Source organism: Nostoc sp. ChiQUE02 (assembly GCF_034531305.2).
Lineage (GTDB): Bacteria > Cyanobacteriota > Cyanobacteriia > Cyanobacteriales > Nostocaceae > Nostoc.
The window spans coordinates 1-1,886 of sequence record NZ_JAVRBN020000029.1 but is presented as its reverse complement, the minus strand read 5'-3'; the positions used below and the strand labels follow the sequence as shown (position 1 = coordinate 1,886).

3 protein-coding genes are annotated in these 1,886 nt (G+C 45.9%); all 3 read right to left on the bottom strand.

Features of this window, described 5'->3' with window-relative positions; translation table 11 throughout:
- A partial coding sequence (locus RM347_RS24770; protein WP_428850609.1) for a DNA cytosine methyltransferase occupies nucleotides 1–1,040 on the bottom strand: 1,040 nt, incomplete at its 3' end.
- The gene (locus RM347_RS24765) at nucleotides 1,037–1,429 is read right to left on the bottom strand and encodes an ASCH domain-containing protein (RefSeq protein ID WP_322720460.1); all 393 of its coding nucleotides are present in this window, start codon (nucleotides 1,427–1,429) and stop codon (nucleotides 1,037–1,039) included. The genes RM347_RS24770 and RM347_RS24765, both read right to left, overlap by 4 nt.
- Nucleotides 1,430–1,480: 51 nt before the next feature.
- Nucleotides 1,481–1,699 (bottom strand): DnaB-like helicase C-terminal domain-containing protein, encoded by a 219-nt coding sequence (locus tag RM347_RS24760; RefSeq protein ID WP_322720461.1) that lies wholly within the window; start codon nucleotides 1,697–1,699, stop codon nucleotides 1,481–1,483.
- Nucleotides 1,700–1,886 lie beyond the last annotated feature (187 nt).

Here is a 1,886-nt window from a genome sequence, read left to right as displayed (position 1 = left end):
TACCACCCTATTGGTTTTCTGCGAGTTGGTAAGGCAACGTGAAAACCCTTGTTTGCAATCAAGACTAACCGCCGCCGCGCCTGGGGTAGCCCAAAGTCAGCCATGTTGACCACGCTGTAATTGACCGAGTACCCCTCTTGCTCCAAAGTATTCAGGATGATGGCAAAACTCTGACTGTTCTGATAGCGTGGGACATTTTCGAGCGTAAACACCCGTGGCTGTAACTGTCGGATTGCTTCTGCTACTGCGATCGCAGCCGTCAGATCATCAGCCGTTTCAAGCGCAACACCCGCTTTAGCTGTATGAGCTTGGCTGAAGTTGGCGCACACCGGGGAGGCATGGAGGTAATCGGGGCGGCGGGGAAAACCTAGAAATCCTAACCGTGCTACTTCTTGGACTGTTAGCTGGATGACTTTACAGCCATATTCCCTGAAATTGCGGTGATGGGTTTTGGCAATCGCCCTGCTCAAGTCTGGTTTTGTGGGGTCGAATTCCACTGCAATGAGCGGACGAATCCCGGCTTGCACCATCCCCGCTTCAATCCCACCGCCACCCGCGAATAGCACAACAGCGATCGGTGCATCATTTGGAAGAACTGGTTTTATTTTTGTGTTATCAAAATTTTCGCAGACATCTAATTTTGGTGATGGCTTTTTGGTTTTCGCTCTCTTGATAAAAGCGATAATATCTTCCCTAGTTGCCCCCTGCTGTTGCATTAGACGAATCATTGGAATAGCGCCAGGGGGAATTGAGCCGATACTTCGTCCTTTCCATAATCCATCAACTCGTTCTTCCCAGTTAAAACCCCATCGCCACTGAATCGGGTTGTCTGGGTCACGTTGGCCTATAACTCGTGGGTAAAAGGCTATTGAGCCATCAAGTAGCTTTTTCTTTTCGAGATACGGATAGAGGCATCCTTGGCTATGAAGTTGTGAACTTTCAAGGTCGTCCTCTAAGAATTTTTCGGGTGTTGCAGATAACTCAACTATTACTGATTTTGGCTTTGGAAGTAGCGTATGACTTCGGGCTGTTTTAATCATGCGGCCACCTCCATGACCAAATCATCCGGCACTTCAAAAATCCCTAGTTGCCCAATGTAAGGAATCGGCGTAATCTCGCGTGGATTCTCCAGCTTCCAGTGGTATTGCTCAGGCATCCCCCAACCAGATGCAACTTGTGAAAACTTGCAATCTACTATTGTGACAATACCGATGACTTGGCCGCGACGTAGAGAGATTAACTCTGGGATTACTACCCCCATTCCTTGGCAAAATTCTCTGGCTAGCTGATACTCTTTCTTGGTACAGGTTTTGGCGGCGTGAATCAGAATGTCGCCGCGATAATGAATAGGCCAGCCACGGTTTTCAATATCCTTTAGAGCATAAATAATTGCCCATGCCCAAGGCTGACGAACGGATAGCGCTTTCATGGGTTTTAATAGTTGGATTTAGCTAAGTTCTTAAACTGTCCAAACCGCTTATCAAACAATCTTATTAACAGTCGTCTCACTACTAAACCGACTTTTCAAAACCGAAACTTCAAAAATGCCTTTTTGGGTAGTCTGTTTGTCGTAGTAATCTTCTCGATATAAACCCAACATCACAGCAGCTTCTTGTTCAAATCCTCCAGATTCTCGAAAATCAGCTTTGGTTGGACGCTTTTCGGAACGGGAATCAACTTCTCTATCCAACTGATTCATGTAACACATTCACCTTTTCTGCAAGTTTTGCGTGCAGTTTTCATACCTGGAGAATGCAAGAATGCGATCGCCTGATTGCAGAAAACTGCATAATTAACAAATATTTGCTTACTGGACGTTCGCTCATTTTGACCTAGTAAGTGAGAATTATGTCTTACAGGGCTTAAGTTCTAGCTCATAAATGGAT

What these genes read in the sequence shown, in the direction of transcription:
- RM347_RS24765 (WP_322720460.1), bottom strand. Translation starts at nt 1,429, where the DNA reads ATGAAAGCGCTATCCGTTCGTCAGCCTTGGGCATGGGCAATTATTTAT.
- RM347_RS24760 (WP_322720461.1), bottom strand. Translation starts at nt 1,699, where the DNA reads ATGAATCAGTTGGATAGAGAAGTTGATTCCCGTTCCGAAAAGCGTCCA.